This is a genomic window from Allofustis seminis DSM 15817 (assembly GCF_000374325.1).
Lineage (GTDB): Bacteria > Bacillota > Bacilli > Lactobacillales > Carnobacteriaceae_A > Allofustis > Allofustis seminis.
Map to the genome: position 1 here is coordinate 83,020 of NZ_KB894082.1, position 15,003 is coordinate 98,022.

Genomic DNA, 15,003 nt, shown 5'->3' on the forward strand with positions numbered 1-15,003 from the left:
ACGAAAGACAGGGAGAGTATCATGCGGATAACTATTCAAAATAATCAAAAAGAAACGTCGGTACGCGTTGCAGAGAAATTGCGCCAGATGTTAACAGAAAAAGGGTTTCAATTAGTTGAAATGCAACCAGATATCGTGATCACCATTGGTGGAGATGGCACGTTGCTTTCTGCGTTTCATCGTCAAGCCCACCGGTTAAAAGATGTGCGCTTTATTGGTATTCATACAGGTCATTTGGGATTTTATACGGATTGGCGTGAATATCAGCTGGAAGAGTTGGTGGAAAGTATTGCCAAAGATAAGGGCGACTTTATTTCATATCCACTTCTTGATGTTGAAGTGTTTGAAGCAGATGAAATGCAAGATTCTCATCATTTCCTCGCGCTAAATGAAGCAACGATTCAAAGTTCTGTTGAGACATTAGTTTGCGATGTCTTTATTGATGATTTTTGTTTAGAAAAATTTCGCGGCGATGGCATTTGTGTTGCAACGCCAACAGGATCAACGGGCTATAATAAATCGCTTGGCGGTGCCGTACTCAGTCCTCGTTTAGAAGTTTTGCAAATGACAGAGATTGCTTCGATCAACAATCGTATCTTTCGAACACTAAGTGCGCCTTTGGTGATTTCAAAAGAAGAAACGATCAGTGTTCGTCCAGCAAAAGGTCGCCATATCATTATTACAGTCGATCATATGCAATTTGAACAACGCCAAATTCGTGAAATACGTCTTTCTTTAGCATCGGAACGTATTCGCTTTTATCGCGATCGCCATCCACATTTTTGGCAGCGCGTGAGCGATGCATTTATTGGTGAGACTTCCTTATGATGTATTGGCAAGTTGGTGCAGAAGATGCTAAAATTTTGCGCGACTTTTTAAAAGAAAGAGGCGTGTCGCGTCGAATTATTGGACGAGTGAAGTTTCATGGCGGAAGTTTTTATGTGAATGGACGCAAGGTTCATACACGTGAAATTCTTGAAGTAGGGGACGAAGTGAAGATGCAGTTACCGATAGAAGAGGCTAACGAGTATTTATATACTTCCCCGCTACCTATTTCGATTGTATTTGAAAATGAACATTATCTAATCGTTGATAAGCCTGCAGGTTTAGTTACGACTCCAAGTAGTCGTTATAGAGGGGATACAGTTGCTGCACGAGTGAAAAATTATTTAATAAAAAAAGATGCCCCACATCAAATTGTTCATACTGTAACACGACTGGATCGCTACACATCGGGTGCCGTTTTGATCGCTAAAAATATGTTTGTGCATTCCATGTTAGCTCGCCTTTTAGAGCAAAATATCTTAACGCGTGAATATATTGCTGTCGTGAAGGGTCATCTTCAAAAAAAAGAGGGAACTATTGATGCCCCAATCGGGCGCTTGGATCGGTCAATCATTGAGCGTGTAGTTTGCGAAAATGGCCAACCTGCACGTACATCTTACCGCGTATTGAAAGAATTAGATGATATATCAATTGTTGCAGCACGTCTTCATACAGGGCGAACACACCAAATTCGTGTCCATTTTAAAGCACTAGGTCATCCCATTGTCGGCGATGATTTATATGATGAAACATCACCCTTTATTTCGCGACAAGCTTTACATTGTTATTATCTTGCTTTCTTAGATCCTTTTACATCTAAGAATTTTGAACAAATCACACCTCTTCCTGAAGATATGTGCCACCTAATTAAACAGACGGGGGGAACGCAGTGGCTCGAAGAAGACTTACGCAAAAACAAAAACGGTTTCGCAAGCACCTTATAGTGTCTATCCTTTGTTTTTTATGTGGATTACTTATTGGCTATAGTACTAGAACAGGGGAGAATGTCTGGCAAGAATTGAGAATGCAATTTCTAGGAGCATCCGATTCAATTTCACAACAATTAGATGACGTTCAACGAAGTACATTGCATTTTCAAAAAGAAAAAGACCAAATTCATATTTTAGATGTTGGGCAGGGATCTGCTCTTTTATTGAAGTCAAAAGCGGGTCAGACGATACTGATTGACAGCGGACGGCATGACGATAAAAGCCAACGCATACTTTATTATTTGGACCAATTTGTTGGAACGGGAAATACGATTGATTTAGCTATTTTTACACATTCGGATTCCGATCATATTGGGCATGCGGATTTAATTTTTGATTATTATAATGTAAAAGAAGTATGGATGAATGGAAAAGATAATACGACGAGTATGTATTTCAACTTGTTAGAAGCGATTGAACGCTCAGATGCGAAATATGTAGAACCTAAAGCGGGAGAACATCATACAGTCGGAGATTTTGAGATTGACGTCTTACATCCACAAATTGGTGGCGAGTACAAAGATCAAAATGAAGCCTCAATTATTGGCCGCATTGCACTTGGTAAATTGTCGCTAATGTTTTCAGGTGATGCTTCATCTGTTGTAGAAGATCATGTTATTGAAACGGCGCATATTCCATTGGCAAGTTACTTATTAATTACAGGGCACCATGGTTCAAAATATAGCACTGGCTCTAACTGGATTCAAGCAGTCAATCCACATATTGCATTCTACCAAGCTGGAAGCCATAATTCATATGGTCATCCCCATGCACAATTAAGAAAACGTCTAGCAGATTATGGAGTCCCACTATATGGAACTGCAGAATTGGGAACGATTTCTATTTATATTCAAGCGGATGGAACGATTGATGTTCAAACGGAAGTTCAAGAGAAGGGAATGAGAACGCAATGATATATGCAATATTTGAAGAAGTTGAAGGTGCCATTGCAACATGTGTAACAGATGGTGGGCAAGTGATTTATATTGCTGCCGACAAATTGCCAGATACACTTCAACCAGGTGATGTTCTTGAAATATTCCCGACTGATGAAGGATGGCATGTTGGTGAAATATTGACGGAAGAAACTCAAAAACGTCTTGAAAAAAGTCGAAGAGTAAGAGAGCAACTAAAAAAACGCTCGGAATAAAAAATCACCCACTGCAACCGTCAATGGTTGCAGTGGGTGATTTATTTTTGCATGATATTTAGGTTATCCTATTAATTAGTCTTCATCTTTTTCCTGTTCATTATTTTCCTTTGATTCATCTACTTCAGTAGTATCTTCTTTTGAGTCCGTGTCAGTAGAAGTTTCATTGTTTATTTCTTGAACATCTTCAGATTTTTCTGGAGCAGTTCCTTGACGGACGACAATTTCATCTCCTTCGACAGTAACATAAATATCTCCCACGTCTGGATTAATCAGATAAAATTCGGCAATCTTATCTTCAATTTGTTCTTCGATGACACGTCTGAGTGGACGTGCTCCCATTGCAGGATTGTAACCTAGATCAACTAATTTGCGTTTTGCTTTATCATCGACACGAATTGTAATGCCATGTTGTTTCATTGAACGATTGATTTCGTCTAACATGATGTTGACAATTCCTAATAAGTTATCTTTAGTCAAGGCATTGAATTCAACAATTGCATCAAAACGGTTTAAGAATTCCGGTTTGAAGTAATTGGTTAATTGTTCAAGGACGGATTGTTGTGTTCCATCCATCGTTGCACCGAAGCCAACGTTTGACTCGAGATTTCCTTGTCCTGCATTACTGGTCATAATAATGATAGTATTTTTGAAATCAACTACACGTCCTTGAGAGTCTGTCAGGCGACCATCGTCAAGAATTTGTAAGAACATATTTAACACATCAGGGTGTGCTTTTTCTACTTCATCGACCAAAATAAGGCTGTAAGGTTTGCGGCGGACTTGTTCAGTAAGTTGTCCTGCTTCATCGTAGCCAACATATCCTGGAGGGGATCCGATAAGTTTGGATGTGCTATGTTTTTCCATATATTCACTCATATCTAGACGAATATATGCATCTTTGCTACCGAACATTTCATAGGTTAGCGCTTTTGCTAATTCTGTCTTACCGACACCCGTAGGACCAACGAATAAGAATGAACCGATTGGACGCGTGGTTCTGCGTAATCCAATACGGTTACGGCGAACAGCACGTGTTACTTTATCAATGGCTTCATCCTGACCGATGACATGTTTTTGAAGTTCTTTGTCCAAGTTACGTAATTGTTGTTGTTCTTTTTCTTTTAAGTCTCCAACAGGGATGCCCGTTTTTATTTCGATAATATTAATCATATCAGCTTCAGTAACATGAGGCTCTTCACTTGCAGGTTGTTGCTGTTTCAACATTTCTTCATATTTATTTACCTGATCGCGATAATAAGCAGCTTTTTCGTAGTCTTCTTTTTCTGTTGCTAATTTTTTTTGTTGTTCTGCTTGCGCCATATCTTGTTTGATTACCTCAGGGTCTACTGTTTTAATCGTTAAATTCTTTTTCGAACCGGCTTCATCGAGTAAGTCGATCGCTTTATCTGGTAAGAAACGATCTTGAATAAAGCGGTCAGAAAGTTCTATGGCTGCTTTAATAGCAGATTCATCATATTTTACATGATGATAATCTTCATATTTTTTCTGAATTCCTTTAATAATCGTATATGTTTGTTCAAGCGTTGGTTCATTAATTTTTACAGGTTGGAAACGACGTTCTAGTGCAGCATCTTTTTCAATAATGCGATATTCATCAAGAGTCGTTGCCCCAATGACTTGAATGTCACCACGTGCAAGCGCAGGTTTCAAAATGTTTCCCGCATCTGAATTGCTGCCCTCTGCTGAGCCGGCGCCAACAATTTGATGAATTTCATCAATAAATAAGATGATTTGTGGATTGGCTTCTAATTCTTGAATTAATTGTTGCATACGTTCTTCGAATTGACCACGTATGCCTGTTCCTTGAACAAGACTTGCGACGTCTAAACTGATAATTATTTTGTTTTTCAGTTTTTGTGGAACATCATCATTAATAATTTTTAAAGCAAGTCCTTCCACGACCGCTGTTTTACCCACACCTGCTTCTCCTATGAGCACTGGGTTATTTTTGTTACGACGGTTCAAAATTTGAATCATGCGGTCAATTTCTTTGTCGCGCCCGATAATCGGGTCGATTTTTCCTTCTTCTGCCATTTTGTTTAAATTAATTCCATATTCATCGAGCAAGCCACCTCCACCATTTCCTTGACCATTCATTGGTGGAACTTGACCGCCACCGAATTCAGGTGTTTGTTGGTTGCCATAATCGTAGCGAGGTTGTCCAGCGCCTAAGGCTCTAAAAATATCGTTAAAATTCTCAAATGGATCGGAAGGACGACGGCTACCGAATGATTGTTGTTGTTTTATTTCTCGATAGCATTGTGGGCAGACATCAATTTCTCTTTTTTGCCCATTTATGCTGGTCGTAAGATGGATGGTTGCTTCGCGTTGTCTACATCTTTCACATAACATAAAAAACATCCTTTCATATTTATAATTCATTACTCCAATTGCATTAGAATACATTCAGTGTAAGTCTAAGACGGAGTAGCAGTGAATACTTTGACCTTCACTGACTATATTATATACTGACTTGTTTTGACTTTCAAGTGTTTTCTAAAATTTCTTTTTAGTTGTTTGAAAGCGAATTACATGGTATTCTATTAGGTGATAAGCAGATGTTATGCGGGTAAGTTTTTGAGAAATTCTTACGTGCATTACGTCTAACATTTAACAAAGAGGAGAGAATTGTTATGCAGAAAAAAGACTTTCATATCACAGCTGAAACAGGGATTCATGCACGTCCAGCTACGATGCTTGTTCAATCCGCAAGTAAATATGAATCAGACATTATGCTGGAATATAATGGAAAATCCGTAAACTTGAAATCTATCATGGGCGTCATGTCCCTTGGTGTTGGACAAGGCGCTGATGTAACAATTACCATTGAAGGAAATGATGAAGAAGAAGCAATGGAAGGCATCGTGGCTACGATGGCTAGTGAAGGATTAGGCGAATAATATGAGTATTAAAGTCACAGGCATAGCAGCAAGTGATGGCTTTGCCAAAGCAAAAGTCTATCAATTAGTAGAGCCAGATTTGTCAGTGAAACGTGTTGATATTCAAGATAGTGCAAGCGAAATTAATCGACTGGATCAAGCAATTGATCAGTCCATTCATGAATTGCATAAAATTCGTGAGATTGCTGCAGAATCTTTAGGAGAAGAGGAAGCGCAAGTTTTCGATGCACATGTTATGGTTTTATCTGACCCAGAACTTGTTCAACAAGTAAAAGATAAGATAGAATCAGAGTCGGTAAATGCTGAATTTGCATTTGAAGAAGTTACTGAAATGTTCGTGCAAATGTTTGAAGCGATGGAAGATAATGCCTATATGCGCGAAAGAGCGGCAGATATTCGTGATGTTCGCAAACGTGTACTAGCTGCACTGCTAGGAGTTACATTACCGAATCCTGCAGGAATTGATGAAGAAGTTATTGTAGTAGCACATGATTTGACACCGAGTGACACTGCTCAACTAAATAAAAAATATGTCAAAGCATTCGTTACAAATATTGGGGGACGTACATCACATTCGGCAATTATGGCGCGCTCCCTTGAAATTCCAGCAATTGTTGGAACGGGAGATATCACAGAAAAAGCACCACAAGGCACCCTTCTTTTAGTTGATGGTGTAAAAGGTGAGGTTATTATCAATCCATCTGCGGAAGAAGAAGCTGCGCATGAAAAAGCAGCTGCTGATTTTGCTGAACTAAAAAAAGTTTGGCAAAAATTACGCGATGAAAAATCTGTAACTGCTGACGGTGTAGAAGTAGAAATTGCAGCAAATATTGGGACCCCTCGCGATATGGAAGGTGTCTTGCATTATGGTGCTGACGGTGTAGGGCTATATCGTACGGAATTTCTTTATATGGATTCAAATGAGCTTCCATCAGAAGACAAACAATTTGTAGCCTACAAAGAAGTTTTGGAACAAGCAGGAGATCAGCCAGTCGTTGTTCGTACAATGGATATTGGTGGCGACAAAAAATTGCCATATTTAAAACTATCCTCCGAGCTCAACCCATTCCTAGGCTATCGTGCAATTCGTATCAGCTTGGATCAGGATGAGATCTTCAGAACGCAACTGCGTGCATTAATTCGAGCATCGATTTATGGTAACTTACATATTATGTTCCCAATGATTGCAACAATTGAAGAGTTCAAACAAGCGAAAGCTATTTTTGAAGAAGAAAAAGAAAAATTAATCAATGAATCCGTTGAAATTTCAAATGATATTAAGATTGGTATCATGGTAGAAATTCCGTCAAGTGCAGTCATTGCAGACCAATTTGCGAAAGAAGTTGATTTCTTCAGTATTGGTACAAATGATTTGATCCAGTATACAATGGCGGCAGATCGTATGAATGAACGCGTTTCATACTTATATCAACCATATAGTCCAGCAATTTTACGACTCATTAAACATGTGATTGATTCTGCACATAAAGAAGGTATTTGGACTGGAATGTGTGGAGAAATGGCAGGAGATCCGATTGCCGTACCACTTCTCATTGGTCTAGGACTTGATGAATTCTCTATTGGTGCAAGCGATGTATTGAAAAACCGTTCACTTATTCGCAAACTTGATTCAAAAGAGATGGCATCTCTTGCTAATAAGGCACTTTATGAATGTCAAACAGCGGAAGAAGTCAAAGCATTAGTTGAAAAAATAGTTCACCAATAATAAATTGAACAAGATAATAAATAAAAAGGTTGGAAATTTCCAACCTTTTTATTTTGAGCCGCACGCATCATTCCAACCGATTCTCCTATAAAAAAGAAGTAAAATGTATTAAAATAGATAATAAGATGAAATAAAATGAGACACTATCAATGGATAATAGCATAGGGAGGGAGAAAGATGGAAACATCATTACTAAATAAAATTTTGAATCGATTAGGAGCCATGCAACACGATACGACATCTACACAACAAGAGCGACGTTTTGAAGTTGATGGACAGCCACGTGCAAAAGTATGCTATAATCAGAAAACACATATTTTTACAGTGGAAGATTATTCGCAAGAAGAAACAAGCACATTGGAATTTGATAATATTGATTATGCTGCAATTGAAATATTTGAATTAGTGCAGCCTATGATAAAAAAATAAACAAAGGAAGAATGGCATGCTGAAAGTATTTAAACCCACATGGATGGTGAAGTCCATTTATCATATATCACCACAAGAATTGATCGCAAATGGTGTAAAAATAGTACTCACCGATTTGGATAACACATTAATTGCTTGGAATCACCCAGATGCGACCGAGCAATCTTTGCAATGGATTCAAAAGGTTGTTGCATCAGGAATTGATGTGGTAATTATTTCGAACAATTGCACTCATCGCGTGAAAAAAGTAGCCGATATGTTGCATGTTCCATTTATTTCATGGGCAATGAAACCATTCAGTCGTGGATTTAAAAAGTTACAAAAAAGATATAATGTAAAAAAATCAGACGTGCTAATGATTGGCGATCAAGTTTTTACGGATGTCGTAGGTTCGAATTTGTATGGAATTGATTGTGTACTTGTTCAGCCTATTGAAGCATCTGATGCTTGGAATACAAAAATTAATCGCTATCTAGAAATGAAAATTATTTCAAAATTGACTAAAGAAGACCCAAGAATAGAATGGAGGGACTCACTTGACCAAAGAATCCGGTAATGATCTGATATGTATTGGTTGTGGTGCAACGATCCAGACGCATTCCCCCGAGCTTTCGGGATATGTGCCTGCAGCAACTTTTGAAAAACAAGCAGGGGATGTCTATTGTCGGCGATGTTTTCGTTTGCGCCACTATAATGAAATTCAAGATGTAGAGCAGACGAATGATGATTTTTTAGCGATGATTCATGCGCTTAGTGCAACGCCCGCATTAATCGTTTATGTTGTCGATTTGTTTGATGTCAGCGGTACAATGCTTCCAGGAATTCAGCGATTTGCGGGAGACAATCCGATTTTAGTTGTGGGTAATAAAAAAGATGTGCTCCCAAGTTCGTTAAAAGAAGGGAAAATGCGGCAATGGTTAATTGAGCGTATGCATGACTGGGGAGTACGTCCGCAAGAATGTCAATTGGTGAGTGCACTTCAATCTGAATCTGTAAAAGTGCTAATGCAAACGATTGAGCGCTTACGAAAAGGGCGCGATGTATATGTTGTAGGAGCGACTAATGTAGGCAAATCAACGCTCATCAATCAAATGATTCAAATTGGAACAGAATCTAAACGATTGATTACTACATCTTATTTTCCGGGAACAACGCTTGGGAAAATTATGATACCACTTGATGATACAACTTCAATGATAGATACACCAGGCATCATCTTAAAGACAAATTATACGCATTATCTTGATGCAAAAGATTTAAAAGAAGTAGTTCCTCAAAAAGAAATTAAACCTAAAAATTATCCGCTAAAAAATGGTCAAACATTATTTTTTGGAGGACTTGCGCGAATGGATTATAAAAAAGGGCCACAGCTACAACATTTTCAATGTTATTTTTCGAATCGGTTGCCTATTCATCGCACGAAAACTGAAAAAGCGGCTGAACTTTTTGAAAAACAAGCGGGCAAACTTCTAACACCTACCCTAAAAGGTGCTAAGATGTCCACATCAACGCTTATAGAAAAAACATTTGTCATCAAGCAGCCAACAGACCTTGTGATTGCGGGACTCGGCTGGATTCATATAAAAGAGATAGGAACAAAAGTATCACTATGGGTTCCAAAAAATATAGAAGTTACAATGAGAAAACCAATGATTGGTTAAGAGAAAGTAGGATAAGTTTGGAAAAATTATCAGGAAAACAAAAACGAACATTACGTGCAACAGCGCATTCATTTGACCCTTTATTTCAAATTGGAAAATCGGGATTGAATGAAGCAGTGCTTAAAGAATATGAAAATGCATTAGAAAGACATGAATTGATAAAAGTTTCAGTACTACAAAATGCCCCTCTTTCTGCCAAAGAGGCCGCTCAATTTATTGAAGAACATTCGGATATTACAGTCGTACAAGTGATCGGCAAAGTATTAGTGCTTTTCAAACGTTCAAGTACTGAGAAATATCAAAAGTATTCAACACTGCTTTAAAAAGATAAGTAAAGGAGGATACTGTGGATAAATTAAAAGCTTCACTTATTGAACAGCCAGTTACTCAATCACTTGCTGAAAAAGAGCGATTACGTGTTGGCATTCTTGGTGGGACATTTAATCCACCACATTTGGGACATTTAATGATTGCGCAACAGGTGCAATCGATTCTTCAGTTGGATCGAATGATGTTTCTGCCAACGGCTACTCCTCCACATGTGCACGAGAAAAAAACAATTACTGCTGAACATCGAATAAATATGCTACAACTGGCTATTGATGATAATGAGGATTTCTTTGTTGACCAATATGAAGTTCAAAATGGCGGTAAGAATTACACGATTGACACAGTACGTGCATTGATGGCACGCTATCCGATGGTTGATTTTTACTTTGTTATCGGTGCAGATATGGTGGAAGATTTAGTAACTTGGCACAATGCTGATGAATTGGTGAATATCATACCCTTTGTTGCTGTAAAACGATCAGGATATTCCTTGGACTCAAAATTCCCATTAATTACAGTAGATATTCCTGCGGTTGACATATCTTCTTCATATATTCGTCATGCCGTAAGTGTGGGGCAATCTATTCGTTATCTCGTGCCAGAAGATGTCCGTTTTTATATCGAACAAGAAGGATTGTATCAATCATGACAACAATAAAATATTCAACGCACTATATTGATTTGACACGTGAGCAACTACTTAAAAAAGTTGCGGCAGCAATGAGTTCAAAACGTTTCGAACATGTGATGCGTGTCGAACAGACTGCGTTAGACTTAGCAAGACGATATGGAGCAAATGAAGAAAAAACAAGTATTGCGGCTTTATTGCATGATTTTGCAAAAGAAGCGCCAGATCATTCCATGCGTGATTTAATTATTAGTGAGAATTTAGATTTAGATTTACTCAGTTTTGGTAATGCGGTCTGGCATGGACCAACGGGAGCCATTTTGGCCAATAAGATGTTTGGAATTGAAGATGATGAGATCTTACAAGCTATTGCTGAGCATACGTGTGGAAGTTTGCCACATGCACCGCTCGTTCAAAAAATTGTTTTTGTGGCAGATTTCATTGAACCAGCGAGAGATTTTCCAGCAGTAGAGCATGCACGAGAGATTGCGAAGAGATCGCTGGATGCGGCTGTCTTTTTTGAGTTGCAACACACTTTAAAATATTTATTAGAAAAAGAAGCGCGCATCTACCCTAAAACATTGCAAAATTATAATGCATGGATAAGTGAAAATGAAAAAGGAAAGGAATAGGAACGAATAATATATGAAGAAACGTACACCAGAAGAAATTTTAGAATTGGCAATTAAAGCTGCTGATGAACGCAGTGGCAAAGACATCATTGCCTTGAATATGAAAGGCATTTCGATTTTATCGGATTATCAATTGATTATCACAGCAAATACTAACCGCCAAACAAATGCTATTGCGCAGGCAATTATTCAAGAAGCTGCTAAGGCCGGAGTGCATGCAGTGATGGAAGGAAAAGCGGACGGCAATTGGTTGCTTGTTGACTTAGGTGATGTGATTGTCCATATTTTTGATGAAGAAAATCGTCATGCTTATAATTTAGAAGGATTGTGGGCTGAAGCCCCTCTTGTGGAGATTTCACAATGGATTATCAATTAGATCAATATAATACATTTGCAGAACTTTATAATCGTTTCATGAATCCGTCGCTTTATGAGCAGTGGAAAGAATACATCACCAACCGCACAGCTATTACAGGTGCTAAGATACTAGATTTAGGATGTGGAGCAGGGCATTTGGGTGTTCGACTTGCAAAAGAAGGTGCACAATATGTAGGATTAGATCTCTCAGAAGAGATGCTAACGCAAGCTGCAACTAAGCAACAAGAGCAAAATGTAGCATTTCCACTTGTTCAAGGTGATATGCGTGATTTAGACGGTTTTGGGTTATTTGATGGTATTGTTTCATTTTGTGATTCACTTTGTTATTTGACGAATGATGGTGACTGGCTGCGAGTCTTTTCGGAAGTGTTTAATCATTTGACAGATTCTGGTATTTTTTTATTTGATATTCATTCTCTTTATCAGATGGCTCAATACGATGGTTTTTCTTATCATGACATTGAAGCGGACCAAATTTTGTTGTGGGATAGTTTTTCGGGCGATGTTCCTTATTCTTGTGAACATTATTTGACCATTATGAAGTCAATGGATAATAAAATCTATCAGCGATTCGATGAAGTACATGTGCAAAGAACATATCCCATTGAAGTCGTTATTGAACAATTAAAAAAAGCAGGTTTTTCTAAAATCAATGTAATAGCTGAGTTTGGACAGGATGTTAAAGCTGAAAGCAGACGTTTATTTTTTGAAGTAAGAAAGTAGGGAAGAGATGTCGGTTTGGGGAATTGTAGCAGAATATCATCCATTTCATAATGGCCATCAATACCAAATCGACTGGATTCGTCAACAAGATCGTGAGGCTATTATTATTGCTGTTATGAGTGGTAACTTTATGCAACGCGGAATTCCTGCTCTAATGGACAAGTGGATGCGCACAGAGATGACTTTAGCTGCTGGCATCGATTTAGTAATGGAATTACCCATTCATTTTGCTATTCAAGCGGCAGATTTTTTTGCACGCGGTGGTTTGAGTGTATTGACGCAGCTAGAGATTGATCATCTTGTATTTGGGTGTGAATCTGGAATGGCAACAGATTTTCAAAATGCTGCGGAAGTATTTTTAGATCAAGAACATAAAATATTCCAAAAAGTTCGTGAAAACTCAAAATCCCAAGCGTATCCTGAAGCACTCCAAGCGGCGATTATGCAAAGTGAATTACCTATCACGCTCGATCTGACAACATCGAATAACCGACTTGGGTTTTCTTATGCAAAAGAAATTGTCAGCAACCATTTGGACGTGAAAATGCATCCACTGGAAAGAATAGGAACTTCACATTTTGATCAGCGCCTAATTGAAGGCAAACAATATGCAAGTGGCACCGCTATTCGCCAAGCGCTTCTCAAAAAAGAAGATATTCATGCATTTGTTCCAAAATCAACATTCCAAATAATAGCACAGGCGAATGCAAATCTCATAACATGGAAAGATTTCTGGCCTTATTTAAAATATCAACTCATTGTATCATCGATTGACTCATTGCAAATGATTTATCAAATGAATAATGGTTTAGAATATTTATTAAAAGATGCAGCACGAAAAGCTGATACATATGCGCAATTTTTGGAATATATCAAAACAAAAGCATATACACAAGCCCGACTGGAGCGCTTAGCACTTTATGGGTTGCTACGGTGGAATGGTCCTGACATGATATCGCGACTTAATGAAAAAGCGAACCTTAGAGTGCTTGGGTTTTCTGAATTGGGAAGATCATATTTAAAACTGTTGCGCCGCAAAGGTATACGTCCTGACACAATTATTGGAAAAGTTGAGAGCAATACATATGCACTAGACATTCAAGCGGGTGAAATTTATCGTCTAGCGAAACCTACTGCAGTAAAAATACAAGATTATACAAGAAATCCTGTCCAAAGGCGTTGACTATCTTTAGCGGCAGTTGTATAATTATTGATGTTGCCTAGTGCTTCAAACGTTATGTGAAAGGCAAAAGGTGATACTTTGAAATTAAAATGGGCATTAACAGAACTAAGAAAACAGCCAAATGAACCATTCATTATTTCTGGAGAAGCGGACCTGAAAAAAGATCTAATGAAACGGAACAAAGACATTATAGATGTCAGCCCGATTAAGATTTCGGGAAGTATCGTTCCTGAAAATATGGATCAATTTTTAGTAACAGCCACTTTGCAATTGACACTTGTTCTACCATCCACTCGTTCGCTAACACCGACACGTGTGCCATTAGAACTTCCTTTTACCGAACTTTATATTTCTCCGGACAGACCGGCGGAAGAAGCGGAACAAGATTTAGTTTTTCATCTCGAAAAACATTCCATTGATTTGCAAAAACCAATTGAAGATACAATCTTAACCGCATTACCGTTAAAAGTTCTAACTGAAGAGGAACGAAAAAGTGAAGATTTGCCATCGGGAAATGATTGGAAAATGTTGTCTGAAGAAGATTACCAACAAAAAAGACATGAACCTGTTTTAAGTGAGCGGGGGAGTGCATCGCCATTTGCAGTTTTGAAAGATTTATTTCCTGAAACGGATGAAGAGAGTTCCAAAAATTAAATGGCTTTAAGCGAAAAACTTAAAGGAGGTGTTTGGTCATGGCAGTACCAAAAAGAAGAACGTCTAAAACAAGAAAACTAAAACGTCGTACACATCAAAAATTAACGCTACCTAATTTATCAGAATGTCCAAACTGTGGAGAATTAAGAAGAAGCCACCATGTATGCCCAGCATGTGGTTATTATCGTGATGAACAAGTAGTTGAATAATAATCCGAAAACGTCTTTCCTTAAAAGGCGTTTTTTCTATAGCTATTTTATGCTATAGTAAGGACTAAATGGAGGAGGTCGTGAAGTGTCTGGACTTGTTGATCTTATTGTAGCTATTATTTTTTATTTATTTCCTTTTATCATTCTTTTTAACTTCAAAAAAGTTGATCTTATTTTAACTAAGTTAGTGAAGAGTTTGCGGACACCAGATGTACTTGTGCCCTATTTGGTGGTGTCTGTGATTGGAATGGACGCTTTGCTATTTACTTTTCCATATACATTGTATTTGGTTATTCTCGTTTGTATTTTAGGGATTATGTTAGCAAGTTATTTATATTTTATGACAGGTGAGATTTATTTTTGGAAGATATTCCGCGTATGGTGGCGTTTGATTTTTATCATTGCCATCTTTGGGCATAGTATTTTAGGAATTTATTTCTTGTATTGCATGTGGTAATTTAAGATGAGTGGGTTATGAAAAGCCTTTTCGAGAGAAAAGGCTTTTTTAGTGCGGACATTTTCGGATAATTTTAGAGAAAAATTCTAATGGCCTACAATATAT

Annotated in this window: 19 protein-coding genes; 18 read left to right on the top strand and 1 reads right to left on the bottom strand. The window is 37.9% G+C overall.

Features of this window, described 5'->3' with window-relative positions; translation table 11 throughout:
• The first annotated feature begins 21 nt into the window (after positions 1-21).
• The 4 genes from C231_RS0104520 (at position 22) to C231_RS0104535 (ending at position 2,964) form a co-directional block, all read left to right on the top strand.
• Complete coding sequence (locus tag C231_RS0104520; protein ID WP_018659451.1) at positions 22-828, top strand: NAD kinase; 807 nt, start codon at positions 22-24, stop codon at positions 826-828.
• Positions 825-1,769 carry an RluA family pseudouridine synthase gene (locus C231_RS07840; RefSeq protein ID WP_018659452.1) on the top strand — a complete coding sequence of 315 codons (945 nt, stop codon included), beginning with the start codon at positions 825-827 and terminating at the stop codon, positions 1,767-1,769. Before C231_RS0104520 ends, C231_RS07840 begins: the two co-directional genes overlap by 4 nt.
• Before the next feature lie 80 nt (positions 1,770-1,849).
• Positions 1,850-2,728, top strand: coding sequence for a ComEC/Rec2 family competence protein (locus C231_RS0104530; RefSeq protein WP_018659453.1), 879 nt, complete (start codon positions 1,850-1,852; stop codon positions 2,726-2,728).
• Positions 2,725-2,964 carry a DUF3006 domain-containing protein gene (locus C231_RS0104535; RefSeq protein WP_018659454.1) on the top strand — a complete coding sequence of 80 codons (240 nt, stop codon included), beginning with the start codon at positions 2,725-2,727 and terminating at the stop codon, positions 2,962-2,964. The genes C231_RS0104530 and C231_RS0104535 overlap by 4 nt, the downstream gene beginning before the upstream one ends.
• Positions 2,965-3,039: 75 nt before the next feature.
• On the opposite strand, the gene C231_RS0104540 is transcribed toward C231_RS0104535, so the two are convergent.
• Positions 3,040-5,340 (bottom strand): ATP-dependent Clp protease ATP-binding subunit, encoded by a 2,301-nt coding sequence (locus tag C231_RS0104540; protein WP_018659455.1) that lies wholly within the window; start codon positions 5,338-5,340, stop codon positions 3,040-3,042.
• A 281-nt stretch (positions 5,341-5,621) separates the two neighbouring features.
• On the opposite strand from C231_RS0104540, the gene C231_RS0104545 reads away from it, so the two are divergent.
• From C231_RS0104545 to C231_RS0104615, 14 genes are all read left to right on the top strand, one after another.
• Positions 5,622-5,888 (top strand): phosphocarrier protein HPr, encoded by a 267-nt coding sequence (locus C231_RS0104545; RefSeq protein WP_018659456.1) that lies wholly within the window; start codon positions 5,622-5,624, stop codon positions 5,886-5,888.
• Position 5,889: 1 nt separating this feature from the next.
• A complete protein-coding gene (gene ptsP, locus C231_RS0104550) occupies positions 5,890-7,614 on the top strand; it encodes a phosphoenolpyruvate--protein phosphotransferase (protein WP_018659457.1) in 1,725 nt (574 codons plus the stop codon).
• 177 nt (positions 7,615-7,791) lie between these two features.
• Positions 7,792-8,043: a DUF1797 family protein gene (locus tag C231_RS0104560; RefSeq protein WP_018659458.1), complete on the top strand. Its 252-nt coding sequence runs from the start codon at positions 7,792-7,794 to the stop codon at positions 8,041-8,043.
• Between the two features lie 16 nt (positions 8,044-8,059).
• Complete coding sequence (locus tag C231_RS0104565; RefSeq protein WP_018659459.1) at positions 8,060-8,599, top strand: YqeG family HAD IIIA-type phosphatase; 540 nt, start codon at positions 8,060-8,062, stop codon at positions 8,597-8,599.
• Positions 8,580-9,704 (top strand): ribosome biogenesis GTPase YqeH, encoded by a 1,125-nt coding sequence (gene yqeH / locus C231_RS0104570; protein ID WP_018659460.1) that lies wholly within the window; start codon positions 8,580-8,582, stop codon positions 9,702-9,704. The genes C231_RS0104565 and yqeH overlap by 20 nt, the downstream gene beginning before the upstream one ends.
• Before the next feature lie 17 nt (positions 9,705-9,721).
• Complete coding sequence (gene yhbY / locus C231_RS0104575; RefSeq protein ID WP_018659461.1) at positions 9,722-10,027, top strand: ribosome assembly RNA-binding protein YhbY; 306 nt, start codon at positions 9,722-9,724, stop codon at positions 10,025-10,027.
• 23 nt (positions 10,028-10,050) lie between these two features.
• Positions 10,051-10,683 carry a nicotinate-nucleotide adenylyltransferase gene (locus tag C231_RS0104580; RefSeq protein WP_018659462.1) on the top strand — a complete coding sequence of 211 codons (633 nt, stop codon included), beginning with the start codon at positions 10,051-10,053 and terminating at the stop codon, positions 10,681-10,683.
• Positions 10,680-11,294 carry a bis(5'-nucleosyl)-tetraphosphatase (symmetrical) YqeK gene (gene yqeK, locus C231_RS0104585; RefSeq protein ID WP_018659463.1) on the top strand — a complete coding sequence of 205 codons (615 nt, stop codon included), beginning with the start codon at positions 10,680-10,682 and terminating at the stop codon, positions 11,292-11,294. Before C231_RS0104580 ends, yqeK begins: the two co-directional genes overlap by 4 nt.
• A gap of 13 nt (positions 11,295-11,307) precedes the next feature.
• Positions 11,308-11,670: a ribosome silencing factor gene (gene rsfS, locus C231_RS0104590; RefSeq protein ID WP_018659464.1), complete on the top strand. Its 363-nt coding sequence runs from the start codon at positions 11,308-11,310 to the stop codon at positions 11,668-11,670.
• The gene (locus C231_RS0104595; protein ID WP_018659465.1) at positions 11,655-12,395 is read left to right on the top strand and encodes a class I SAM-dependent DNA methyltransferase; all 741 of its coding nucleotides are present in this window, start codon (positions 11,655-11,657) and stop codon (positions 12,393-12,395) included. Before rsfS ends, C231_RS0104595 begins: the two co-directional genes overlap by 16 nt.
• A 7-nt stretch (positions 12,396-12,402) precedes the next feature.
• Positions 12,403-13,578: a nucleotidyltransferase gene (locus C231_RS0104600; RefSeq protein ID WP_018659466.1), complete on the top strand. Its 1,176-nt coding sequence runs from the start codon at positions 12,403-12,405 to the stop codon at positions 13,576-13,578.
• 78 nt (positions 13,579-13,656) lie between these two features.
• Positions 13,657-14,232 carry a YceD family protein gene (locus C231_RS0104605; protein ID WP_018659467.1) on the top strand — a complete coding sequence of 192 codons (576 nt, stop codon included), beginning with the start codon at positions 13,657-13,659 and terminating at the stop codon, positions 14,230-14,232.
• A gap of 38 nt (positions 14,233-14,270) precedes the next feature.
• A complete protein-coding gene (rpmF, locus tag C231_RS0104610; protein ID WP_018659468.1) occupies positions 14,271-14,441 on the top strand; it encodes a 50S ribosomal protein L32 in 171 nt (56 codons plus the stop codon).
• Between the two features lie 85 nt (positions 14,442-14,526).
• Positions 14,527-14,898, top strand: a complete 372-nt coding sequence (locus C231_RS0104615) for a DUF3397 family protein (RefSeq protein WP_018659469.1) — start codon at positions 14,527-14,529, stop codon at positions 14,896-14,898.
• The last annotated feature ends 105 nt before the right edge of the window (positions 14,899-15,003 follow it).

Excerpts from the sequence above, each read along its gene's own strand:
- C231_RS0104520 (WP_018659451.1), top strand. The coding sequence starts at position 22 with ATGCGGATAACTATTCAAAATAATCAAAAAGAAACGTCGGTACGCGTT.
- C231_RS07840 (WP_018659452.1), top strand. The coding sequence starts at position 825 with ATGATGTATTGGCAAGTTGGTGCAGAAGATGCTAAAATTTTGCGCGAC.
- C231_RS0104530 (WP_018659453.1), top strand. The coding sequence starts at position 1,850 with ATGCAATTTCTAGGAGCATCCGATTCAATTTCACAACAATTAGATGAC.
- C231_RS0104535 (WP_018659454.1), top strand. The coding sequence starts at position 2,725 with ATGATATATGCAATATTTGAAGAAGTTGAAGGTGCCATTGCAACATGT.
- C231_RS0104540 (WP_018659455.1), bottom strand. The coding sequence starts at position 5,340 with ATGTTATGTGAAAGATGTAGACAACGCGAAGCAACCATCCATCTTACG.
- C231_RS0104545 (WP_018659456.1), top strand. The coding sequence starts at position 5,622 with ATGCAGAAAAAAGACTTTCATATCACAGCTGAAACAGGGATTCATGCA.
- ptsP (WP_018659457.1), top strand. The coding sequence starts at position 5,890 with ATGAGTATTAAAGTCACAGGCATAGCAGCAAGTGATGGCTTTGCCAAA.
- C231_RS0104560 (WP_018659458.1), top strand. The coding sequence starts at position 7,792 with ATGGAAACATCATTACTAAATAAAATTTTGAATCGATTAGGAGCCATG.
- C231_RS0104565 (WP_018659459.1), top strand. The coding sequence starts at position 8,060 with ATGCTGAAAGTATTTAAACCCACATGGATGGTGAAGTCCATTTATCAT.
- yqeK (WP_018659463.1), top strand. The coding sequence starts at position 10,680 with ATGACAACAATAAAATATTCAACGCACTATATTGATTTGACACGTGAG.
- rsfS (WP_018659464.1), top strand. The coding sequence starts at position 11,308 with ATGAAGAAACGTACACCAGAAGAAATTTTAGAATTGGCAATTAAAGCT.
- C231_RS0104595 (WP_018659465.1), top strand. The coding sequence starts at position 11,655 with ATGGATTATCAATTAGATCAATATAATACATTTGCAGAACTTTATAAT.
- C231_RS0104600 (WP_018659466.1), top strand. The coding sequence starts at position 12,403 with ATGTCGGTTTGGGGAATTGTAGCAGAATATCATCCATTTCATAATGGC.
- rpmF (WP_018659468.1), top strand. The coding sequence starts at position 14,271 with ATGGCAGTACCAAAAAGAAGAACGTCTAAAACAAGAAAACTAAAACGT.